Genomic DNA, 15,017 nt, shown 5'->3' with positions numbered 1-15,017 from the left:
CATGAGCAAGAACCACGAAGACGGCCTGCTCTCCGGCATCCTCGTGCTGGATATGAGCCAGTTTCTTGCCGGCCCGATGGCGGCGCTGCGGCTTGGCGATCTCGGCGCGCGCGTCATCAAGATCGAGCGGCCCGATGGCGGTGATCTCTGCCGCAGGCTCTATCTCAGCGACACCGAAATCGGCGGCGATTCCACGCTCTTTCATGCCATCAACCGCGGCAAGGAAAGCTTTGCCGTCAACATGAAGGACGAGAGCGACCTTCAGGAGCTGCGGGCGCTGATCGCCAAGGCCGACGTCGTCATCCAGAATTTTCGCCCCGGCGTCATCGAACGGCTTGGCCTCGACTACGCGTCCATCGCCGCGATCAATCCGCGCATCGTCTATGGCAGTATCACCGGATACGGTCCCGACAATGAATGGCGCCACTTCCCCGGACAGGATCTGCTGGCCCAGGCCCGCTCCGGCGTCATGTGGCTGAACGGCGAGGCCGATGACGGCCCCGTGCCCTTCGGGCTCGCCGTCGCCGACATGCTGGCCGGCAATCTCCTCGTCCAGGCCATCCTCGCCGGCCTCGTGCGGCGCGGCGTCACCGGACGCGGCGTCCATGTGGAAACGAGCCTGCTGGAAGCGCTGATCGATTTCCAGTTCGAGGTGCTGACCACCCACCTGAACGACGGCGGCCGCCTGCCGCAGAAATCCGCCGTGCGCAATGCCCACGCCTATCTCGCGGCTCCCTACGGCGTCTATCGCTGCGCCGATGGCTGGCTGGCGCTCGCAATGATGCCGCTCGCAAAACTCGCGCCGCTGCTCGATCTGCCCGCACTTGCCGACTTCACGCCGGACGATGCCTTCCAGCGCCGCGACGAGATCAAGAGCTTGATCGCGGGCCGCTTGCAAGAAAGGACGACTCAGGAGTGGCTCGCCGTCCTTGAGCCTGCCGATATCTGGGCGGCTGAGGTGCTGGATTGGCCGAAACTCTTGCAAAGTGCCGCCTTCCGCCAGCTCGACATGCTGCAGACAGTCAGCCGTGATGATGGTGCTTCGGTGCGCACGACGGCAAGCCCCATCCGGATCAATGGCGTCAGAGCCAAGAACAACCTAGCGGCACCGACGATCGGTGGCCAGTCGGATGAGGTCAGGGCCGAGTTTCTGCGGTAATTCATCGCGCATTTTGTGTCTGCCGCACCGGTGATACCCCCCTCTGTCGCTTTCGCGACATCTCCCCCACAAGGGGGGAGATCGTTGGAATGCATCACTGGCTCCTCAAAATGAGGCACTATCGTTCAATGGATACGAGGCCAACTATTTCTTCGCGACGATAGCACTACGGGTTGCCAATCTCCCTCCTTGTGGGGGAGATGTCACGAAGTGACAGAGGGGGTGCCGCCGCAGCAAGCGCAAAATTCTACTCGAACAAAAAGGGCGCCGCATCCCTGCGACACCCTCTGAAATGAATGCCTCTCTCCAAAGAGAGAAGCGATCTCATCAAGCAGCAGCGAGCTGCAGCTCCTTGTTGACCATGGCGCGCAGCGTGCCGAGGTCCTTAGCGAAGGCACGGATGCCTTCGGAGAGCTTCTCGGTGGCCATTGCGTCTTCGTTCATCATCCAGCGGAAGGTCTTTTCGTCGACCGCGATCTTTTCGACCGAACCCTTGGGCTCCGGCGAGAGCTTGCGCTCGAGCTTGCCCTGGTCAGCAGCAAGTTCGTCGAGCAGGTTCGGGCTGATCGTCAGGCGGTCGCAACCGGCCAGCGCTTCGATTTCGCCGGTGTTGCGGAAGGAGGCGCCCATGACGACCGTCCTGATGTCGTTGGCCTTGTAGTAGTGGTAGATGTCGCGAACGGAGATGACGCCCGGATCTTCCTCGGCCGTGTAATCCTTGCCGGTCGACTTCTTGTACCAGTCGAGAATGCGGCCGACGAAGGGCGAGATCAGGAACGCCTTGGCGTCGGCGCAGGCGATCGCCTGGGCCTTGCTGAAGAGCAGCGTCAGATTGCAGTCGATACCTTCCTTCTGCAGCACTTCGGCGGCACGGATGCCTTCCCAGGTGGATGCAAGCTTGATGAGGATGCGGTCGCGTTCGATGCCGCGCTCCTTATAGGCAGCGATGATACCACGGGCCTTGGCAAGAGAAGCTTCGGTGTTGAAGGAGAGGTCGGCGTCGACTTCGGTCGAGACACGGCCGGGAACGAGGCCGGAAAGGGCTGTGCCGACGGAGATGGCCAGACGATCTGCCACAGCAGAAACGACGGCGTCCGAAGCGCCGCCCTGCTTCTTGCCCCAAGCGACGGCTTCCTTGATCGCGTCGGCGAACATCGGCGTGCCGAGCGCCTTCAACACGATCGTTGGGTTGGTGGTGCAATCCACCGGCTTCAGGCGTGCGACTGCCTCGATATCGCCGGTATCGGCCACGACCGTCGTCATGGCGCGGAGTTGATCAAGCTTGGAAGTCATAACAGGTATCCTTGTTGAATGAGGCCCATGGGAATGGGAGATGGCGGGCGGCAGATCCGGCCTTTTCGTCGGATGGGACCGAAGGCGTCAGGGGTGCGGCCTTCCTTCTCCTATGTTTCGGTAACGGGATAAAAAGCGCTAGAGTTCCATTTCCGGTGAACGGCCGAGCGATGAGGAGACAACCCTCCGCAAGCAGGCTTTCCACCGGCACCGGGCGCGCTATATGGCTCCCTGTCCGATCTGGCACTTGCTCGCAGCAGCACTCGCACATTGTCCTCCTCGATTGGACAAGACCGAATTCCTCACCGCCGACTATCATCAATCTCACAGCGAAAAGTCAAGGACATTTGTGCAATTCGATTGACATAAGTTTCATGTCATAGAATATCGGCAGCAGAAGAGCCGAACTCGCCTGCTCCCGTCATCCGCCATAGCCGTACTTCGCTCCCAGGCGGATCATGATCCTAAAAGGCGCATGCGACAATCATTTCGGAGGACCCGTGGCCAAACTGAGACGCGGAACCCATACCGCCTATTCGGAGACCTCGTCCCTGAGGCTTCGTGCCGCATGGCTCTATTACAACCAGGGCCTGACGCAGAAGGATGTTGCCGAACAGCTCGGCATCAGCCGCACCACGGTCATCCGCTTGCTGGATGAGGCGATGCGCCGCGCCGAGGTGCAGATCTGGATCACCGAAGGCATCGATGACTGCGTTGAGCTGGCGATCAAGCTGGAACGCATTTATGGGCTCGATGAAGCAATCGTCGTTCCCGAGCCGGCCGGCGGCAATGTAAATGCGCAGGCAAAGAGTGTCGGCCTGGCGCTCGGCCAGTTTCTCACGGAAGCCATTCCCGACAATTATACGATCGGCGTCGGCTGGGGCCGGACGATGACGGCCTCGCTCGCAAGCTTCCGCCCGACCCGCCGCGACAATTGCAAGGTGGTCTCCCTGCTCGGCGGCATCGTCGCCGTCCATCAGACCAATCCGATCGATTACACGTGGCGTCTGGCAAGCCAGCTGGGAGCCGAATGTTACATGTTCCTGGCGCCGCTGCTCGTCGACTCCGTCGAAACCAAGCGCAATCTCATCGAAAAATGCGGGCTGGAAGCGATCTACAGGCTGGCGGAAAATCTGGATCTCGCCATCGTCAGCTGCGGCGACATCGGCCCACAATCGACCTCGCTATCCGAGGGCTTCATTTCGAAGCGCGAGCTGGAAGAACTGATCGAAATGGGCTGCGTTTGCGACACCATGTTCAACTTCCTTGACGCCGAGGGCAAATCCGTCGATCACCCGATCAACAAGCGCGTCATGTCCGTCGATCTCGATACGCTGAAAAAAGCAAAGCACATCGTGATTTCTTCCGGCGGCGCCCACCGCGCCCAGGCGATCAGCGCCACCATCAAGCGCATCGGCTGCAATACCTTGATTACGGATGAAAGCGCTGCAAAGGCGCTGCTGCAGATGGCTATGGCGAAGGCGGCTTGAGCAACCGCGTTTAAGTTTGCGGAGGGTGCAAACCCTCAAGCATCCCCCGATTCCCATCCCAGCATCGCCCGCTTGCGCGTCAGCCCCCAGTGATATCCCGTCAGCTGCCCGTTCTTCCCAAGGGCGCGATGGCAGGGCACGACGAAGGAGATCGGGTTACGGCCGACCGCGGCACCCACGGCCCGCATCGCTGTCGGCTGGCCGATATCCCTTGCGATGTCGGAATAGGTCACGGCGCGACCCATCGGGATCTTCAACAGGCTTTCCCAGACGCGAAGCTGGAAATCCGAGCCGATCAGCACGACCCGTAGCGGCTGGTCGCTCGACCAGTTCGAGCGCTCGAAAATACGTCCTGCGTAAGGCGCCGTTGCCTGCGGGTCCTCGATGAATTCGGCATTCGGCCAGCGGCAGGTCATATCGGCGAGACAGGCCTTTTCATTGCCGATGTCGCTGAAGGCAAGACCCGCAAGACCGCGATCCGTGATCATGATCAGAGCGAGACCGAAGGGCGAGATATGGAACGCATAGCGCATGACGAGGCCGCTGCCCCTCGCCTTCCATTCACCGGGGGACATCGCCTCGTGCGTGACAAATAGATCGTGCAGCCGGCTCGGGCCGGAAAGGCCGACCTCAAAGGACGTCTCCAGGAGCGGCAGATCCTCCTTGCGCAGCAGGCGCTTGGCATGGTCCAGCGTGACCGCCTGAAGGAACGCCTTGGGCGACAATCCGGCCCAGCGCGTAAACGTCTTCTGCAATTGCGTCGGCGACTGGCCGAGCCGGTCGGCCAGCATCTCCAGCGATGGCTGGTCACGATACTCTTCCGTGATGAGCTCGATGACCTCCCGCACGGTCTCGTAATCCTGACCTCCCGGGGTGATGTCTTTCTTCAACTGTGCAATCGCATTCATAATCTTTCTCCTTGGAAAGGAGAAAACCACGGCAGGACGGCTAAAACCACCCGTTTCTTGCGCAAGTGGCCTCTCTGCAAAAATGTGATGTCGCCGATTTGGACAAGCGGCTCATATCCGCTGCGTCACACTCGCCAATGCCCGCTTGAAGGCCTTGGCAAAGCTCTCGCGATCCTCAGGATTGAGGAAGGAACCGACGTCGGTGTCGTGGCTTCTGTCGCGGACATGCATCGAGACGACGCCGATCTCGGGATGACGGCGAACCAGGAACCGCGTCCAGAACGGATTGAAGTCATGTTCCACCATGCGGCCCGTCGGCGAAAACTTGCGGATCGAGACATTGGTGCGCGATACCGTGACCTCTTCGCGCACGCGCCCGGAGCGGTAGTTCAGCCAGAAGGCGCCATAGAGCAGCAGGAAATCGGCCCCGAAGAAGATGCCGATTGGCCAGGCGCCGCGGGCGGCGAAGAGAATGCTGTAGAAGAGGCAGAAAGTGCCGGCCAGAGCCAGCATGATCTTGAACCCCTTTCGCGGCAGCGAGCGATGGGGAAACAATTCGGCAGCGAAAACCGGCCTGTTGCCGTCTACAGCCGTATCGGCGTTGCGTTCCGTCATGGGACTTGAGTATAGGTCGTTTATGGCAAATCCAAAGATCAAATCCAGCGCCCAAACCGTGAAAAAGTCAAATGCGACCGCAGGCCGCAAGCCGATGGCCAAGAGCCTCTATTCCAGGGTGGACCTGGAAGAGATCTTCCGGCGCTTCTCCATCCAGCGGCCGGAGCCGAAGGGCGAGCTGGAACACGTCAACCCCTTCACGCTCGTCGTCGCTGTCGCGCTATCGGCGCAGGCGACCGATGCCGGCGTCAACAAGGCGACGCGCGCCCTCTTCGCCGTCGCCGACACGCCGCAGAAGATGCTCGATCTCGGCGAGGAGCGTATCCGCGAATACATCAAGACAATCGGCCTTTATCGCAACAAGGCGAAGAATGTTATGGCGCTATCGGAAAAGCTGATTACCGATTTCGGCGGCGAAGTGCCGCGGACCCGCGAGGAGTTGATAACCCTGCCCGGCGTCGGCCGAAAGACCGCCAACGTCGTACTCTCGATGGCTTTCGGCCAGGCCACGATGGCCGTCGACACCCATATCTTCCGCATCGCCAACCGACTGCTGCTCGCCCCCGGCAAGACGCCTGATGAAGTCGAGCATCGGCTGATGCAGATCATCCCCGACCAGTATCTCTACCATGCGCATCATTGGCTGATCCTGCACGGGCGTTATTGCTGCAAGGCGCGCAAGCCGGAATGCGAACGCTGCGTCATCGCCGACCTCTGTCGCTCGCCGGAAAAGACCTGGGACATACCCGCTCCGCTGGTCGAGCTTCCGGCTCAGATCATCGGGGCGGAGGCCGCAGGCTGAGCCTATCGAAGGCGCAGGCTCGCTTCCTTGTGCGAGATCAGCTTGTGCAGATGCACCATCATGCCGGCGGCAAACAGCGGCGTCAGCAGATTGAGAAGCGGGATCGCCAGAAAAGCCGCGATCACCAGGCCGGCCAGAAAGACCGTGAAGGCATGCTTAACGCGGAACTTCCGCGCTTCATCCGGCGAACGGAAACGCATGGCGGCGAATTCGAAGAATTCCCGGCCGAGCAGATAGCCGTTCACCAGAAAGAAGGCGATGAGATTGATGCCCGGAATGAATAGCAGGAACAGGGCGACGATATTGCCGACGATGACGACGCCGAGAAACCGCACGGAGCTTTTCATCGCGGCGGCGATCGGCATCGCCGTTCCAGGCGTGTCGGCGGGATAATCCCGCTTTTCCACGACTTCGGCGACATCGTCGAGAAACAGGCCGGCGATCAGGGCCGTGACCGGCGAGATCAGCAGCGCCATCGACAGCGCCAGCGCAATACCGGCGAAGATGGCAAGAAACAGCGTGAGCCAGCCGGTCCAATCCGAAGTGGACGACATGAAGCCCTGCAGCCAGGGCAAGGCAAACGAATTGAAAGCGCTGCGCAGCGCGAACCAGAGCGCGACGAGCGCCACCAAGGTGAGACCGAGAACCTTCCAGAAAACCTTGCGCGCCTCCGGCGCAAAGAGATTTTCGAAGGAAAGGCGGGCGGCAAGGGCAATCATTCGGTCGACCTCATTCTGTGGCAACCGGACAACTAGGAAGCTGCCGCACCGATATCAATATCTCGCGCGGAGATATGAGCACGCCCAATTAAAAATTTGAATTATTGTAATAAAGTTTACACTAATATATTCTGTTCGTCACATTAAGAACAACAACCGAAACAAGATCGGCGCTCCGATTAGTTTTTCCCAGCCGATTTCGAGAGAAACTGGTGCAACCAAACAGTCGAAAGACCATCAACGAGGCACAAAATTTGGAAGACCTTAGCCAGAAACTTAGACAATATATCAAGATCGGCACTCCGGCCGAACGAAGAATTGCTAAGTATTTCTCCGAGCATCTGAATGAACTGCCGTTCGAAACGGCTTCTTCGGTTGCCGACAGGCTGGAACTGAGCCCTATGACGGTTGGACGGTTTCTGCGGTCGCTCGGCTATCACGGTCTGGACGGGATAAAGGTGCATCTCAAGGAGAATGCCCCAACGATCACGTCACAATTGCCAAACATCCTCGAACAGCTTCAGAAAGATGCGAGCGAGGGTCATCCGCTTGCGACCCAGATCGCCGAGCAGGTCGAGATGCTGCAGCATATCTACAACCTCGCCGGCCAGCCGCCATGGCAGGATGCGGTTGCGACAATCCTGTCTTCAGGCAATGTTTTCATCACCTCCCACCCCAGTCTCGCAGGGATCGGCCGCTATTTTCGCGACCGCCTGACCTTTGCCCGCGATCAGGTTCTGTTCCTGGACGGCGCCAATGGCAGCTATATCGAGTTGTTCGGCGAGCCGGCCGATGACGGGCTGCTTGTCATCATCGATTCCCCCGGCTTCGTTACCTCGCGCCTCCTGGCGCGCTCCGCCCGGCGGGCTGGATGCAAAGTGTTGCTGGTCACCGGCCAATTCACCGAATGGGCGCATGAATTCGCAAATATCACGCTATCCCTGCCGCCGCAGCGACCCAGCAGCCGCGAAAGCCTGTCCGCCATGATGGCCTTGCTGGAATATCTGGCGATCTCTGTCGTTCAAGCCGCAGGCGAAACGGCGGAAACAAGGATGCGGCGCATAGAAGAGCTGCAAGGTATGTTCGCCCAGATGCCGCTCCGCTAGAGTATTTCCGGGAAAACTGCGCAGCGGCCTTTCGTCCGGAATACGCCAGGAAGCAAAGGGGAAGAGCGGTTTCGAGATTCGAAGAAGAGCGAAAATGCTCTAAGCCGCCTATTCCATCCCATCCAGTTCCGCGCGATGGCGGTACATGGCGAGGAAGCGCCGGTAATCGCGATCGTAGAATGCCTTCTTCTCCGGATTAGGCAGCCGTTCGTGACCGCCCGGATACATCGCCGCACCCGCTGCTCCGAGGTTTTCATACAGGCCGCAGGAGACCGAGGCGGCAATCGCCGTGCCGAGTAGCACCGTCTCGTTCATCTTCGGGATCACGACCTTACAGCCGGTGACATCGGAATAAAGCTCCATCAGCGCGGAATTCTTCACATGACCGCCGGCGACATGCAGCGTGTCCGGCACGTAGCCATACTCGCGCATCCGCTCCAGGATATGGCGTATGCCGAGCGCGATGCCGATGCTGGTGCGCCAGTAAAGCCGGCAAAGACCATCGAAGGACGCATCGAGCGTCATGCCGCTGATGACCCCCAACGCATGCGGATCGGCAAGCGGAGAGCGATTGCCGTGGAAGTCGGGTAGCACATGAATGCGTCCGCCGAGGGAATCGCCTTCGGCAAGCCTGAGCTCCGCGATCCGCCGGACAATACGATCGTGCAACGCCGCCGTCGGAGGCCCGCCGGCCGCATGCATGCTGACGATATGATCGAGAAGTGCACCCGTGGCCGACTGCCCGGCTTCGGCGAGCCACATGCCCGGAAAGACCGCCTCGTAGTAAGGTCCCCACATGCCGGTGCTGCGCTTGCGTTCGCGGGCGAAGGAGACGACGCAGCTGGACGTGCCCGCTATCAGCGCCAGTTGATGCTCCAGTGTGGCGGCATCGCCGGCATGACCGGCAAGCGCGCCGAGAGCACCGGCATAGGCGTCGATCATGCCCGCGCCGACATGGCACTCGCGATCGAGCCCCAGAGCTTCGGCAGCCTCCGCCGTCAGCGTGCCGATGCTCTTGCCGACCGGCACACTCTCTTCCGGTAGGCTGCCGCGCTCACGCAGATCACCAAGGCCTATGACGTTGAGAAAATCGGCCTGCCAACCCGGCTGGCGATGCGCAAGATAGTTCCATTTCGCCACCAGCGTCGAGCGCGAGCGCGCCAGCGAACCGGTTGCCTTCCAGCTCATAAAATCGGCCAGGTCGAAGAAATAGCCGGCCTCGGCCCAGCTTTCCGGCAGGTTCTCCTTCAGCCACATCAGCTTCGGCATTTCCATTTCCGGCGACATGAAGTCGCCGGAATAGTGAAGGACCTCGTGCAGCGTCGCCGTACAGTAGTCCGCCTCCGCCAGTGCCCGATGATCGAGCCAGACGATCGTATCGAAGCGGCTGTCGCCGCCCGTGGAAACGGTCAGCTGCCTGCCGTCACGAGCGCGCACGACCAGCGAACAGGTAGCATCGAAGCCGATCGCGCCGATGACCGAGGCATCGACGCCGGCAGCCTTAACCGCTCCGCGAACGGCGGCGCAGACGGCATTCCATATATCCTCGGAATCATGCTCGGCGTGGTTTTCACGTGGGCGATTCATCAGGATCGGATGTTCGCCTTTTCCCAGTAGCGTGCCGCGCGCGGTGAAGACACCGGCGCGTGCGCTGCCTGTGCCGATGTCGACCGCAACCACGTGATCACGCATGCAAAAGAGGTCCCGACCACTTAGCTCTTGTTGCGGACAAGTTGTATCAATTCCGGCATCGCGTCAAACACGACTTCCGGCGAAAGCTGCTCCAGCTCCGCCCGGTAGCTCGGCGAATGAGCGTGCGATCCGCCGGTAAAGGCAAAGACCGTCATGCCGGCTGCACGCGCCGCCGTGATGCCCGCCGGGCTGTCTTCTACGACGATGCAATCCTTCGGCGGGACACCCATTTTTTCAGCCGCGTAGAGGAAGAGATCCGGCGCCGGCTTGCCACGCTTGACCATGCTGGCGCTGAAAATATTCGGCTCCAGCCTGTCGAGAAGGCCGGTCACGCCGAGCGAAAGGCGGATGCGCTCCAGCTGGCTCGACGAAGCAACGCAGCGCGGCAGCGCAAGCGCATCCAGCGTCGCGCCAATGCCGTCGATCGGCTTCAATTCGTGCTTGAAGCGTTCGTAGAGATCGTTGCGGATGCGATCGAGAAACGCCTGGTCGATGAAGACGTCGAATTCCGTCTGCATCGTATCGACCAGTGTCGCCAGGCTCTTGCCGAGGAAGCGGCTATAGACATCCTCTTCGCTCATCTCGACGCCGACATCGTGCATCGCCTGGATGAGCACGCTGACCGACAGCGGCTCGCTGTCCACAAGCACACCATCGCAATCGAAGATTACGAGCCCTGTTCCCGCAGCCGTCATCACAGATCCAACCTGAATTCTATTGTTGTCCCGCCTGCCCGAAACACTCGGACGGCAATGGAAAACGGCCGGAACAGGAGACGTCCGGCCGTTTAAGAGTTATTCCGCGAGTTTGTTGTCCAAGTATAGCTGCAGGGTGACGCGGGTACCCTTTTCCCACAGCGTTTTCAGTGCATGCGCGAAGCGCTTGCGGAAAAGATCGGATTTGGCAACGTCGCCGAAGATGTCGTCGAACACGAGGAAGGCGTTCGGATCGTCCTTCGCCTTGAGGGCGGCTTCATGCAGCCGATCGGCGCTGGCGTCATTGAAGACGATATCCTTGCCGCTGTCGGTCTTGCCAGCAAAGTAACGGCACCAGAGCGCCGAGACGAGCGCGAGGCCGACAATATCCTCGCCGCGGCGAAGACGGTCGGCCGTCGACGGCAGGATGAACTTCGGCTGGCGGTTCGAGCCGTCCTGCGCCAGACGCGGAATGGTATCGGCGATCTTCGGATTGGCGAAGCGATGTTCGATCAGCTTGAAATAATCGGCCAGCACCGTGTTCGGCACGGGCGGGATGACGGGGATGATCTCGTCGTTTTCGAGCTTGGCGAGGAAAGCGCGGATGAGCGGCTCTTCCATGGCCTCATGCACGAAATGAATGTCCATCAGCGCCGCCGGATAGGCGATCGCCGCATGGCCGCCATTGAGGATACGGATCTTCATATGCTCATAGGGAGTGACGTCGGGCACGAAGGTCACGCCGACCTTTTCCAGCGCCGGACGGCCTGCCGGGAAATTGTCCTCCAGCACCCATTGCTTAAATTCCTCGCAATAGACGGGCCAATTGTCCTCGATGTCGAAAGCTTCCTTCAAGAGGTCGATCTCGCGCGCGCTCGTTGCCGGCGTGATGCGGTCGACCATGCCGTTCGGAAAAGCGACGTTTGCGGCGATCCAGTCGGCAAAGGCCGGGTCGGAGAGCCGCGCCGTACCGACGACGGCAGCTTTCGTGACACCGCCATTGTGAGGAATGTTGTCGCAAGACATGACGGTAAAGGGCGGCAGGCCGGCAGCGCGGCGCGCCTTGAGACCGGCCACGATGAGGCCGAATACGGTCTTCGGCGCATCCGGGTGCTGGCCATCGGCGACGATCGCCGGATGGGCGGGATTGAACTTGCCCGAGGCATCGATGAAATAGCCGCCCTCGGTGATCGTCATCGAGACGATGCGGATGGTCGGGTCGGCGAGCTTGGCGATGATGGTCTTGGCATCGCCGACCGGCAGGATATCGATCATCGGCGCGGTGACGCGCGCGGCCGTGCGATTGTTATCCTGTTCGACCACGGTCGTCAGAAAGTCCTGAGCGGCCAGCTTTTCCCGCATGGCGGCATCAGACGGTAGCACGCCCGCGCCGATGATCGCCCAGTCATGAGCCTCGCCGGTATTGAAAAGGTCATCGAGATAGATTGCCTGATGGGCGCGATGGAAATTGCCGACACCGAAATGCACGATGCCCGCCGAAAGCGACTTCCGGTCGTAAGCAGGAATGGCCGCCGTTGCAGCCGCCTCCTGGAGAGTTGCGAGCGATAATTTGCACGTCATGTCTCTGATCCTTCTGAAAGGTCTCTGGCTCCGGGCGGCTGGGGAGGACGCACCGGCTTGTATGCTTGCCCGGCCCACGGAAATGATAGGTGCGGACTGGCAGAAATGCATTGGCCGCCCGCATCGATCGCGCACGGCCTTAGCTCTTTAGGCTGAGATCGCCAGCCCCTCGGCATTGAACCGGTGGATATGCGCCTTGTCGGGCGTCAGGTAGACCGTGTCGCCGGCCCGCGCCGGGAAATCGCCCGAGCCGCGTGCTGTCACCGTGCCGATCCCGTCAACGTCGATATGCAGGAAGGTGTCGGAGCCGAGATGTTCGGCAACGAGCACCTTGCCCTGCCAATCGCCCGAGCTGGTCGACAGCAATGTGTGTTCCGGGCGCACGCCGATGGTGTCGCCACCAAGGCTCTGGGCATAGGCGCCCTTGACGAAATTCATCTTCGGCGAACCGATGAAACCGGCGACGAAGAGATTGCGCGGGCTGCGATAAAGCTCCAGAGGCGAACCGACCTGCTCGATATTGCCGCGATTGAGCACGACGATCTTGTCGGCCATGGTCATGGCCTCGACCTGGTCGTGCGTGACATAGACCATCGTCGTTTTCAACTGTTGGTGCAACTCGCTGATCTCGAGGCGCATGTTGACGCGCAATGCCGCATCGAGGTTCGACAGCGGTTCGTCGAAGAGGAAGGCGGCCGGCTGGCGCACGATGGCGCGGCCGATGGCGACGCGCTGGCGCTGACCGCCGGAGAGCTGGCGCGGCTTGCGCTCCAGATAGTCGGTCAGGTTCAGGACGCGCGCGGCGTCCGCAACCTTCTTGTCGATTTCCGCCTGCGGCATGTTCGCCATCTTCAGCGGAAAGGCGATGTTCTTGCGCACGCTCATATGCGGATAGAGCGCGTAGGACTGGAACACCATGGCAAGGCCGCGTTCGGACGGCTTCAGATTGGTGCCGTCCTTGCCGTCGATGAGGATCTGGCCGCCGGAGACATCTTCAAGACCGGCGATCAGGCGCAGCAGCGTGGACTTGCCACAGCCCGACGGGCCGACGAACACGACGAACTCGCCGTTGTCGATCTCGAGATCGATGGAAGGAATGACCTTGGCTTCGCCGAAGACCTTGGAGACCTGTTTGAGAACAATGCTACCCATGTTTCTCTTCCTTACTTAACCGCGCCGAAGGTCAGGCCGCGAACGAGTTGCTTCTGGCTGAACCAGCCGAGGATCAGGATCGGAGCGATCGCCATGGTCGATGCCGCCGAAAGCTTGGCGTAGAACAGGCCCTCCGGGCTGGAATAGGAGGCGATGAAGGTGCTCAATGGCGCGGCGTCGACCGCCGACAGGTTGAGTGTCCAGAAGGCCTCGTTCCAGGCGAGGATGATGTTGAGCAGCATCGTCGAGGCAAGTCCGGGGATCGCCATCGGCGTCAGAACGTAGATGATTTCCTTGGCGAGCGTCGCACCGTCCATGCGGGCGGCTTCGAGGATCTCGCCGGGGATTTCCTTGAAATAGGTGTAGAGCATCCAGACGATGATCGGCAGGTTGATGAGCATCAGCACGACGACCATGCCAACACGGCTGGCGAACTGGTTGTTCAGAAGGCCGAAGCTCTGGAACAGCAGGTAGATCGGGATGAAGGCGCCAACAGGCGGCATCATCTTCGTCGACAGCATCCACATCAACACGTCCTTGGTCCGCTTGGTCGGCGAGAATGCCATGGCCCAGGCGGCCGGAACAGCGACGAGCAGACCGAGGATCGTGGAGCCGAAAGCGATGATGACCGAATTGCCGAAGTGGAGGAAGTAATCCGAGCGCGACTGCACCTCGAAGTAATTCTCCAGCGTCCAGTGGAAGAAGAGGAACTGCGGCGGCGAGGCGATGGCATCGCCTTCCGTCTTGAAGCTCGTCAGGATCGTCCACAGGATCGGGAAGAAGATAAGGATTGCCACGATCCAGGCGGCGATCGATACGACGATCTTGCGTTGCGTTGTGATCTTGCGTGCCATCTCAAGCCTCCAGATTCTTGCCGACTGCGCGCATCAGGAAGATCGCGACGATATTGGCGAGGATGACGGCGATAATGCCGCCCGCCGATGCGCCGCCGACATCCTGCGACAGAACGATCTGCGAATAGACGAGATAAGTGAGGTTGGTCGTCGCCGTGCCGGGGCCGCCATTGGTGGTGACGAGGATTTCTGCGAAGGCCGACAGCAGGAAGATCGTCTCGATCAGGATCACCACGGTTATGGCGCGGGCCAGATGCGGCAGGATGATGTAGATGAACTTCGAAACCGGTCCGGCGCCATCCATCTCGGCGGCTTCCTTCTGCTCTTCGTCTAGCGATTGCAGGGCGGTCAGCAGGATAAGCGTTGCGAAAGGCAGCCACTGCCAGGCGACGATAATGACGATCGACAGGAGCGGAACCGTCTCCAGCCAGGTCAGCGGATCAAGCCCGAAGAACCGGAAGAGATGCGCGAGAAGCCCGTTCACCGGGTTCATGAACATATGCTTCCAGATGAGGGCGGCGACCGTCGGCATCACGAAGAAGGGCGCAAGCACCAGCATGCGCACGATGCCCTGGCCGAAGATCGGCTGATCAAGAAGGAGAGCCAGCGCGATGCCGCCGACCACGGTAATCAGCAACGCACCACCAACGAGCAGCAGCGTCACGATCAGCGAGCTCAGGAAGGCGGGGTCGGTGACGAAATATTCGTAGTTGAGCAACCCGATGAAATCGTGAGTACCGGGATTGAGCAGATTGTAGTTCAGCGTCGAGAAATAGATCGTCATCACGAGCGGGACGATCATCCACGCGAAGAGCAGCAGAACCGAAGGCGCCATCATGACGCGCGCGGTGGAACGGGTGTGCAACGTTGCCATGGCAAGTACCGACCTATCTTTTGAGCGGGAGAGGTGGCCGTGGACCGGCTGAAACGAAAAGGGCCGCCAAGGGCAGT

At 60.4% G+C, this 15,017-nt stretch carries 14 protein-coding genes; 4 read left to right on the top strand and 10 right to left on the bottom strand.

Annotation, left to right across the window (positions count from 1 at the left end):
• Position 1: 1 nt before the first annotated feature.
• Positions 2 to 1,159: a CaiB/BaiF CoA-transferase family protein gene (locus tag BJ928_RS10630; protein ID WP_047628915.1), complete on the top strand. Its 1,158-nt coding sequence runs from the start codon at positions 2 to 4 to the stop codon at positions 1,157 to 1,159.
• A 327-nt stretch (positions 1,160 to 1,486) separates the two neighbouring features.
• On the opposite strand, the gene tal is transcribed toward BJ928_RS10630, so the two are convergent.
• Positions 1,487 to 2,452 (bottom strand): transaldolase, encoded by a 966-nt coding sequence (gene tal, locus BJ928_RS10625; RefSeq protein ID WP_047628914.1) that lies wholly within the window; start codon positions 2,450 to 2,452, stop codon positions 1,487 to 1,489.
• 500 nt (positions 2,453 to 2,952) lie between these two features.
• Between tal and BJ928_RS10620 the strand changes: the two genes are divergently transcribed.
• Positions 2,953 to 3,942 (top strand): sugar-binding transcriptional regulator, encoded by a 990-nt coding sequence (locus BJ928_RS10620; protein ID WP_047628913.1) that lies wholly within the window; start codon positions 2,953 to 2,955, stop codon positions 3,940 to 3,942.
• Positions 3,943 to 3,977: 35 nt separating this feature from the next.
• On the opposite strand, the gene BJ928_RS10615 is transcribed toward BJ928_RS10620, so the two are convergent.
• Both BJ928_RS10615 and BJ928_RS10610 read right to left on the bottom strand, forming a co-directional pair.
• Entirely contained in the window at positions 3,978 to 4,850 is an 873-nt protein-coding gene (locus BJ928_RS10615; RefSeq protein WP_047628912.1) for a bifunctional helix-turn-helix domain-containing protein/methylated-DNA--[protein]-cysteine S-methyltransferase, read from the bottom strand.
• A gap of 111 nt (positions 4,851 to 4,961) precedes the next feature.
• The gene (locus BJ928_RS10610) at positions 4,962 to 5,465 is read right to left on the bottom strand and encodes a DUF2244 domain-containing protein (RefSeq protein ID WP_047628911.1); all 504 of its coding nucleotides are present in this window, start codon (positions 5,463 to 5,465) and stop codon (positions 4,962 to 4,964) included.
• Between BJ928_RS10610 and nth the strand changes: the two genes are divergently transcribed.
• Positions 5,464 to 6,267 carry an endonuclease III gene (gene nth / locus BJ928_RS10605; RefSeq protein ID WP_082011776.1) on the top strand — a complete coding sequence of 268 codons (804 nt, stop codon included), beginning with the start codon at positions 5,464 to 5,466 and terminating at the stop codon, positions 6,265 to 6,267. The genes BJ928_RS10610 and nth overlap by 2 nt on opposite strands.
• A gap of 2 nt (positions 6,268 to 6,269) precedes the next feature.
• Here nth and BJ928_RS10600 read toward each other — a convergent pair whose 3' ends face one another.
• Positions 6,270 to 6,986: a sulfate transporter family protein gene (locus BJ928_RS10600; RefSeq protein WP_047628909.1), complete on the bottom strand. Its 717-nt coding sequence runs from the start codon at positions 6,984 to 6,986 to the stop codon at positions 6,270 to 6,272.
• A gap of 254 nt (positions 6,987 to 7,240) precedes the next feature.
• Here BJ928_RS10600 and BJ928_RS10595 point away from each other — a divergent pair, with 254 nt between their 5' ends.
• Positions 7,241 to 8,092 (top strand): MurR/RpiR family transcriptional regulator, encoded by an 852-nt coding sequence (locus BJ928_RS10595; protein ID WP_047628908.1) that lies wholly within the window; start codon positions 7,241 to 7,243, stop codon positions 8,090 to 8,092.
• A 108-nt stretch (positions 8,093 to 8,200) separates the two neighbouring features.
• Here the strand turns inward: BJ928_RS10595 and BJ928_RS10590 are convergent, their stop codons facing one another.
• The 6 genes from BJ928_RS10590 to BJ928_RS10565 form a co-directional block, all read right to left on the bottom strand.
• A complete protein-coding gene (locus BJ928_RS10590; protein WP_047628907.1) occupies positions 8,201 to 9,784 on the bottom strand; it encodes an FGGY-family carbohydrate kinase in 1,584 nt (527 codons plus the stop codon).
• A 20-nt stretch (positions 9,785 to 9,804) separates the two neighbouring features.
• Complete coding sequence (locus BJ928_RS10585) at positions 9,805 to 10,479, bottom strand: HAD family hydrolase (RefSeq protein ID WP_047628906.1); 675 nt, start codon at positions 10,477 to 10,479, stop codon at positions 9,805 to 9,807.
• Positions 10,480 to 10,578: 99 nt separating this feature from the next.
• Positions 10,579 to 12,060: a mannitol dehydrogenase family protein gene (locus BJ928_RS10580; RefSeq protein WP_047628905.1), complete on the bottom strand. Its 1,482-nt coding sequence runs from the start codon at positions 12,058 to 12,060 to the stop codon at positions 10,579 to 10,581.
• Positions 12,061 to 12,207: 147 nt separating this feature from the next.
• The gene (locus tag BJ928_RS10575; RefSeq protein WP_047628903.1) at positions 12,208 to 13,212 is read right to left on the bottom strand and encodes an ABC transporter ATP-binding protein; all 1,005 of its coding nucleotides are present in this window, start codon (positions 13,210 to 13,212) and stop codon (positions 12,208 to 12,210) included.
• 11 nt (positions 13,213 to 13,223) lie between these two features.
• A complete protein-coding gene (locus tag BJ928_RS10570) occupies positions 13,224 to 14,066 on the bottom strand; it encodes a carbohydrate ABC transporter permease (protein ID WP_047628902.1) in 843 nt (280 codons plus the stop codon).
• Between the two features lies 1 nt (position 14,067).
• On the bottom strand, positions 14,068 to 14,940 hold the full coding sequence (locus tag BJ928_RS10565; protein WP_047628901.1) for a sugar ABC transporter permease: 873 nt from the start codon (positions 14,938 to 14,940) through the stop codon (positions 14,068 to 14,070).
• Positions 14,941 to 15,017 lie beyond the last annotated feature (77 nt).

Source organism: Rhizobium sp. WW_1, assembly GCF_003610155.1.
GTDB lineage: Bacteria > Pseudomonadota > Alphaproteobacteria > Rhizobiales > Rhizobiaceae > Rhizobium > Rhizobium tropici_A.
Note: the sequence above shows the minus strand (reverse complement) of the source record. Positions and strands in the feature narration are given on the sequence as shown.

What these genes read in the sequence shown, in the direction of transcription:
- nth (WP_082011776.1), top strand. Translation starts at nt 5,464, where the DNA reads ATGGGACTTGAGTATAGGTCGTTTATGGCAAATCCAAAGATCAAATCC.
- BJ928_RS10590 (WP_047628907.1), bottom strand. Translation starts at nt 9,784, where the DNA reads ATGCGTGATCACGTGGTTGCGGTCGACATCGGCACAGGCAGCGCACGC.
- BJ928_RS10585 (WP_047628906.1), bottom strand. Translation starts at nt 10,479, where the DNA reads ATGACGGCTGCGGGAACAGGGCTCGTAATCTTCGATTGCGATGGTGTG.
- BJ928_RS10610 (WP_047628911.1), bottom strand. Translation starts at nt 5,465, where the DNA reads ATGACGGAACGCAACGCCGATACGGCTGTAGACGGCAACAGGCCGGTT.
- BJ928_RS10580 (WP_047628905.1), bottom strand. Translation starts at nt 12,060, where the DNA reads ATGACGTGCAAATTATCGCTCGCAACTCTCCAGGAGGCGGCTGCAACG.
- BJ928_RS10570 (WP_047628902.1), bottom strand. Translation starts at nt 14,066, where the DNA reads ATGGCACGCAAGATCACAACGCAACGCAAGATCGTCGTATCGATCGCC.
- BJ928_RS10600 (WP_047628909.1), bottom strand. Translation starts at nt 6,986, where the DNA reads ATGATTGCCCTTGCCGCCCGCCTTTCCTTCGAAAATCTCTTTGCGCCG.
- BJ928_RS10615 (WP_047628912.1), bottom strand. Translation starts at nt 4,850, where the DNA reads ATGAATGCGATTGCACAGTTGAAGAAAGACATCACCCCGGGAGGTCAG.
- BJ928_RS10565 (WP_047628901.1), bottom strand. Translation starts at nt 14,940, where the DNA reads ATGGCAACGTTGCACACCCGTTCCACCGCGCGCGTCATGATGGCGCCT.
- BJ928_RS10575 (WP_047628903.1), bottom strand. Translation starts at nt 13,212, where the DNA reads ATGGGTAGCATTGTTCTCAAACAGGTCTCCAAGGTCTTCGGCGAAGCC.
- tal (WP_047628914.1), bottom strand. Translation starts at nt 2,452, where the DNA reads ATGACTTCCAAGCTTGATCAACTCCGCGCCATGACGACGGTCGTGGCC.
- BJ928_RS10630 (WP_047628915.1), top strand. Translation starts at nt 2, where the DNA reads ATGAGCAAGAACCACGAAGACGGCCTGCTCTCCGGCATCCTCGTGCTG.